This window comes from Marinobacter salicampi (assembly GCF_011074795.1).
In the GTDB taxonomy this organism is placed as follows: domain Bacteria; phylum Pseudomonadota; class Gammaproteobacteria; order Pseudomonadales; family Oleiphilaceae; genus Marinobacter; species Marinobacter salicampi.
Genome location: NZ_JAAMPF010000023.1, coordinates 104,885 through 110,884, shown reverse-complemented (window position 1 = coordinate 110,884; position 6,000 = coordinate 104,885). Strand labels below are relative to the sequence as shown.

Below are 6,000 nucleotides of genomic sequence, written 5' to 3'. Positions count from 1 at the left end.
CAGTGGTAGAGCACAACCTTGCCAAGGTTGGGGTCGCGAGTTCGAATCTCGTTTCCCGCTCCAATTCTGAATAAGTTGCAGCTTCAGAATGAGTAGTACACAGTCAGTAAATCTCCGCGATTTCAAATTCAGGAGACGCTTCAAAAAGTCCTGCTAGTTCCCCGGACTTTCTTTCCCTGGCGCGGTGGCAGAGTGGTCATGCAGCGGACTGCAACTCCGTTAACGCCGGTTCGATTCCGACCCGCGCCTCCATTATTCCCCAGTTTTATGGTTTGCCCAGGTACTTGTTTCATCAAGCCAGCCTGTCGCTTGCCTGCATCCATCGGCGTCTGAACCGAGCCTGAGCTGTTTTCCTGAGATTTCAGTGTCCCTGGTTGTCGTCCAGCATCTGTAAAGATACCGCGGGTAGTCTAGAATAGCGCGAATTTCCCAGATCCCTCAGGAACCTGACATGCCAAAGTTTTTGCACACAGCAGATTGGCAAATGGGCCGGGCATTTACCCGTTTCGAAACGGAGGACGGTGCGGCATTGGTCGAGGCACGGTTCGAGGCCGTTGAGACGCTTGCAAGGCTGGCCAATAAACATCAGTGCGATGCGGTATTGGTGGCTGGTGACGTCTTTGATGCACAAACGGTCTCTGACCGCACCATTCGCAGAGTGTTTAACGCCACACAGGGTTTTGCCGGCCCCTGGGTCATGCTGCCAGGCAATCACGACGCCGCTCTGGCAGAGAGCGTCTGGACGCGAGCCCAGCGCCTGGGTGCTGTGCCTGAGAACGTACACCTCGCGCTTCAGCCCGGCGTCATCGATCTGGAACCTCAGAACCTCAGCATACTCTGCGCTCCGCTGACTCAGCGCCATACCTATGGTGATTTGACCGAGCCATTCAGCTGCTACCAGTCGCCGGAAGGTTTTCTCAGAGTTGGCCTGGCCCACGGCAGTGTCCAGGGCCTGTTGCCGGATGAGATTGATTCCACTAACCCCATAGCGCCGAACCGGGCGGAAGCAAGCAGGCTAGACTATCTTGCCCTGGGCGACTGGCACGGCACCAAGCAGATCAATGAACGCACCTGGTACTGTGGCACCCCCGAGCCGGAACGGTTCCGTAATAACGAGGCGGGCAATGCGCTGATTGTTGAGGTGTCCGAACCCGGCGCCACGCCCAAGGTCAGCCAATTACCAACGGGACGCTACCAATGGCACCAATGGCGGGCAACCCTGGCGGTTCACTCCGATCTTGAGCAATTGCTGGAGCGTCTGAACGCTTTGCCCGACTCTGCCGTAGTCGACCTGCGACTTGAAGGCTCAGTAACCCTGGCCGGCGAGGAAACACTGATGAGGGCTTTATCGGTCGCTGAAGCCAGATTTCGCAGCCTGCGCTGCGAGCGCAGCGGCTTACAGCTTTCCCCCACCGATGAGGATATTGCGACCCTGAAAGCCGATGGTTATGTGGGCGAGGTGATTGAGAGTCTGCGGCTACGTCAAGGACAAGGGCAGGAAATCGCAGAAGATGACACCGCCCGGGATGCGCTGGCGATTCTGGCCGGGTTGCTCAGAGAGCGGGAACAGGAGGCCAGCCAATGAAATTGCAGCGAATGCGCATTGAGCAGCTACGCCAGTTCCGCAAACCGTTTGTTCTGGATAACCTGCAACCCGGCCTCAACCTGATCCACGGTCCCAATGAGTCCGGTAAAAGCACGCTGGTACGTGCCATCCGTGCCGCGTTTTTCGAGCGCTACCGTTCAACGGCCGTTGACGACCTGCGTCCGTGGGGCGACTCCGCCGCGGCGCCAACCATTGAGCTGGATTTCGAGCACGACAACAGGAACTGGCACCTCACCAAGAGCTTCCTGCAGCGCAAACGCTGCGACCTGACCGTCGGCACCGAAACCTACAGCGAAGACGATGCAGAAGAAAAACTGGCCGAGTTGCTGGGCTACCAGTACCCGCAAAAAGGCATCAGCAAAGCCAGACACTGGGGCATACCCGGGCTGCTCTGGGTCGAGCAGGGCACCGGGCAGGACATTGAACAGGCCATAGAGCATGCCGGGGATCACCTGAAGTCCGCCCTGAATTCCATGGTTGGAGAGGTCGCCAGTTCCGGAGGCGACGACCTGATCGAGACGGTTCGCAGCCAGCGGGACACCCTGCTGACGGGAACCGGCAAGCCCCGGGGCGATTACCTGAAGTTGGAAAAAGACCGCGCTCAATATGACCTTGAAATTGAAGAGCTGAAGGAGCGGGTGCATAAATACCAGGAGCAGGTCGACCGGCTTGGCAAACTGGCCCACGACTACAATCAGGCCGAGGGCGAGCGCCCCTGGGAAGACGCCCAGCGCCAGCTGGAGGCGGCCCGGGCGCGTTACCAGCAGGTTCAGCGCCTGGAGCAGCAACAAAACCAGGAGAAAGCCACGCTCAGTCAACTACAGCAAAACCACCGCCTGTTGCAGCAGAACAAAGAACACTTGGAAGGGCTCAGTCGTCAACTTGAAGGCCGAAAGGAAGAACTGGATCGCGCCGAGCGCGACCTCGACCTGACACAAGCACAAACGCCGGCAGCCACAGGCCGTTTAACCGAAGCCAGAACCGCCTATGAGCAAGCGGAAAAGCAGCGGAAACTCGCGGGTTTGCAGCAAACCCGGGAGCGGCTGGAGCAGGATACCCGCCGGCTTGAACAGCAAAAACAGGTGCTGACCCAGAACCTTGCCAAAGCAAAGGAATACCACCAGAAGTTGGAGCAAGCCAGGCAGCAGTCCAGGGAAAATCGCATTGATTCAGAGTTGGTCAAGAAACTGCGAGCAACCGGGAACCAGCTGAACGAAGAGACCATTCGCTCACGGACCATCGCCACCCGATTGAGCTGGCAGCTTGATGCTGGCGCATCACTAACGCTGAACAATGAATCGCATACCGGACAAGGTGAGCAGCAGCTTCTGGAAGAGTCGACCCTGGTGATTCCGGGTGTTGGCACCCTGGGCATAACGCCAGGCGGGGAAGAGCTGGCCAGCACCCGCAGGAAGCTCAAGACCCTAGAGGAAAATCTGGAAGAACAGCTGAAGACCCTTGGCCTGGAATCGGTGGAACAGGCGGAGGATCGTCTTTCCGCCTTTGAAAGTGCTGCACGAGCCGTCAAGCATGCGGACGAGCTGTTTAAATCTCTGGCACCGGCAGGCCTTGAGCAACTTGCCTCCGACCAGAAAGAGGCAGAAGGCGAGCTGGAGAAAGCCAGAACACAATTGGAAGCCACTCCCAAACCAAATCCGCAAGAGAATGTGCCGGTCCTGGAAGAAGCGGAGGCGGCCTTCACCCGGGCTGGCACCGCATTGGACAAGGCCGAATCCGACGAGCGCGCGCATCAGGCCAGGCTCTCTGCCCTGAAACAGGCCCGGGACAACGCCAAAACTGAATGGCAACGGCTGGCGGATGAAGCGAAGAGCCCGGAACGGCAACAGCAACTCCGCCAGATAACCACCGACCTGGCGAACATCGAAAAACAGCAGGCCGAACTGGAAGCCAGCCTCGAGCGCCGCGAACGGGAAATTCGCGATGCCCGCCCAGAGTTCCTCCGGCAGGATATCGAACGCTACCAGAATGCGGTCAATCAGCTGCGTCAGACCCAGGAGAACCGGGGCCGCGAACTCCGCGATATCAAAGTCAGGCTGGAAGCCTGGGGCGCAGAAGGGCTGGAAGAACAGCTCAACGAGAAAGAGGCGGAGTACGACCAGTGCAACCGCCGCTATCAGGAGTTGCACCGCCGCGCCCAGGCGCTGGATCTGCTACTGAACCTGCTCACCGAAAAGCGCCAGACCCTGACGCGTCGACTGCAGGCGCCCCTGCAGAAACACCTGAACCACTACCTTTCAGTGCTGTTTCCGGAAGCTTCGCTGGAAGTGGACGAACAGCTACGCCCCGGCACCTTCAGCCGGGGCAACGAGCTTGGGCTGATAACCGAACTGAGCTTTGGCGCCCGTGAACAGATGGGCCTGATCAGCCGTCTGGCTTATGCCGATTTGTTGCGGGAAGCCGGAAGGCCGACCCTGGTCATCCTGGATGACACCCTGGTGCACAGTGACAGCGACCGCCTGGAAGACATGAAACGCATCCTGTTCGATGCGGCCAGTCGGCATCAGATACTGCTGTTTACCTGTCATCCGGAGAAGTGGCAGGACCTTGGGGTGGCGCCTGTGGATATTCAGGCATCGAAGGGAATCCGTAATGGAACATGACTGCCCATTTTGCGCCGTCAATGAGGAGGCAGAACATGGTCCCATGCCATCCAATGCTTTGGCCCATATCCGCTTGGATGGTTTTCCAGTTTCGCAAGGCCATTTGTTGATCGTGCCCAATCGTCATGCCGCCGAATGGTTTGACCTAAGTGCTGCTGAACAACAAGCCATCCTGGAGCTGGTCGAACAAGGCAAGCAATGGCTTGAAGAGCGTTACCAGCCGGATGGCTACAATATCGGTATGAACTGTGGAGCGGCAGCCGGTCAGACAGTTCTGCACATGCATTGTCACCTGATTCCCAGGTATGTGGGCGACCAGCAAGATCCTCGTGGCGGCGTGCGATGGGTCATCCCCGAGAAAGCGGATTACTGGAGTGGCCGATGAGTTTGCTTGATTACGAAAAGCGATTCTCGACGCTCCGTTTGAATCGTCGTGGTGGTAAAAAAAGCCCTCATAAAGTGGCCATGCTGCAGGCGGTCATGGATCTCATAGAGTCGGGGCAAATTACGAACAACCGGTTTTATTTTGATGAACCCCTAAAAAACCATTTCACCGAGCGTTTCCAGGCACTCAAATCCCACTCCGATCACAATAATCCGCATTTACCCTTCTTCCACCTTCAGAGTGAAGGCTTTTGGCACCACAAAGTCAGACCGGGCCAGCAAGAGATTTATAAGCAACTAACAACTGCGACATCGCCGGGCGTCATCAACGCCCACATTGATTACGCGTTTTTGGACGATGAGCTTTTCGAATTACTGGGTAATCAGTTTGCGCGCGAGCTCCGGAGGTCTGCGCTCTTGGTCAGTCTTGACGAGAAGTCGATTCATGAAATTCTTCAACCTGGCGACGGCAAGTGGGATTGGTTGGAGTGTGAGTTTCTAGTGAATGATTACGTGACTATGCTCGAGAAGCAGCTCGCCGGTGCGTCCTTCAGCAAATCAGCCCACCGCAGGGCATTGCAGCCGCGTTTGAATAATCGCTCTGAAGGTTCCATCGAATACAAACACCAGAACGTCAGTGCTGTGTTATTGGAGCTGGGGCTCCCATACATCCCCGGCTACAAACCCGCTTTCAACTATCAGCAACAGCTCAAACAGGTGGTTCTGTCATATCTTGCTGGGCACCAGCAGGTCGTTGATGACGTAAATCTCGTTGCTGATAAGATCGCCGATGAGCCGGAATATTATGATCTTGGTTGGGATTCGGTGTTCGATCCGGAACCGCCAGAGCGTATTCCTCATGTGGCCGAGGGCAGACCCAGCTACTTGGCGAAACGTATCAATTTCTCAGAGCGTGAGCGGAGCAATCGTCAGTTGGGGGAGCGCGCCGAGGAATTCGTCCTTCGCATGGAACGGCAGAGGCTTACTGCTCAAGGCCGGTCTGATTTGGCAGCAGAGGTTGAGTGGTCGAGTAAGGACCGTGGCGATGGATTGGGTTTCGATATTCGATCGTTTGATGCGGCTGGCGATCAAGAGCGCTTCCTGGAAGTTAAGGCGACGAACTCAGGGAAGTATCTTCCATTTTTCATTAGCGAGAACGAGCGGGCGTTTTCTAACGACTACTCAGACGCTTTCCGCTTGTATCGGGTTTACGAATTTACCACTGCTCCGAAATTCTTCATCTTGCCGGGGGCGATTGAGCAACATGTGCATTTGTTGCCGCAAAATTACAGAGCTCGGTTTTAATGCGAGACATTTTTTGGTCGCCTTGTTAGAAGATAGAAAACTCTATTAGCCATGCGCTGATCCCAATAAATATTTTGCAGTGAT

Annotated in this window: 4 protein-coding genes and 1 tRNA gene; all 5 read left to right on the top strand. The window is 56.3% G+C overall.

Features of this window, described 5'->3' with window-relative positions:
- Positions 1 to 178: 178 nt before the first annotated feature.
- The 5 genes from G7W63_RS14210 to G7W63_RS14190 all read left to right on the top strand — a co-directional run bounded on the left by G7W63_RS14210 (position 179) and on the right by G7W63_RS14190 (position 5,916).
- Positions 179 to 252, top strand: a tRNA-Cys gene (locus G7W63_RS14210).
- Positions 253 to 451: 199 nt separating this feature from the next.
- Positions 452 to 1,585 (top strand): metallophosphoesterase family protein, encoded by a 1,134-nt coding sequence (locus G7W63_RS14205; RefSeq protein WP_166259430.1) that lies wholly within the window; start codon positions 452 to 454, stop codon positions 1,583 to 1,585.
- Positions 1,582 to 4,227 carry an AAA family ATPase gene (locus G7W63_RS14200; RefSeq protein ID WP_166259427.1) on the top strand — a complete coding sequence of 882 codons (2,646 nt, stop codon included), beginning with the start codon at positions 1,582 to 1,584 and terminating at the stop codon, positions 4,225 to 4,227. Before G7W63_RS14205 ends, G7W63_RS14200 begins: the two co-directional genes overlap by 4 nt.
- Positions 4,217 to 4,612, top strand: a complete 396-nt coding sequence (locus G7W63_RS14195; protein ID WP_166259424.1) for an HIT family protein — start codon at positions 4,217 to 4,219, stop codon at positions 4,610 to 4,612. The genes G7W63_RS14200 and G7W63_RS14195 overlap by 11 nt, the downstream gene beginning before the upstream one ends.
- Positions 4,609 to 5,916, top strand: a complete 1,308-nt coding sequence (locus tag G7W63_RS14190) for a protein NO VEIN domain-containing protein (RefSeq protein ID WP_242634429.1) — start codon at positions 4,609 to 4,611, stop codon at positions 5,914 to 5,916. Before G7W63_RS14195 ends, G7W63_RS14190 begins: the two co-directional genes overlap by 4 nt.
- Positions 5,917 to 6,000: the final 84 nt, after the last annotated feature.

Excerpts from the sequence above, each read along its gene's own strand:
- G7W63_RS14205 (WP_166259430.1), top strand. The coding sequence starts at position 452 with ATGCCAAAGTTTTTGCACACAGCAGATTGGCAAATGGGCCGGGCATTT.
- G7W63_RS14200 (WP_166259427.1), top strand. The coding sequence starts at position 1,582 with ATGAAATTGCAGCGAATGCGCATTGAGCAGCTACGCCAGTTCCGCAAA.
- G7W63_RS14195 (WP_166259424.1), top strand. The coding sequence starts at position 4,217 with ATGGAACATGACTGCCCATTTTGCGCCGTCAATGAGGAGGCAGAACAT.
- G7W63_RS14190 (WP_242634429.1), top strand. The coding sequence starts at position 4,609 with ATGAGTTTGCTTGATTACGAAAAGCGATTCTCGACGCTCCGTTTGAAT.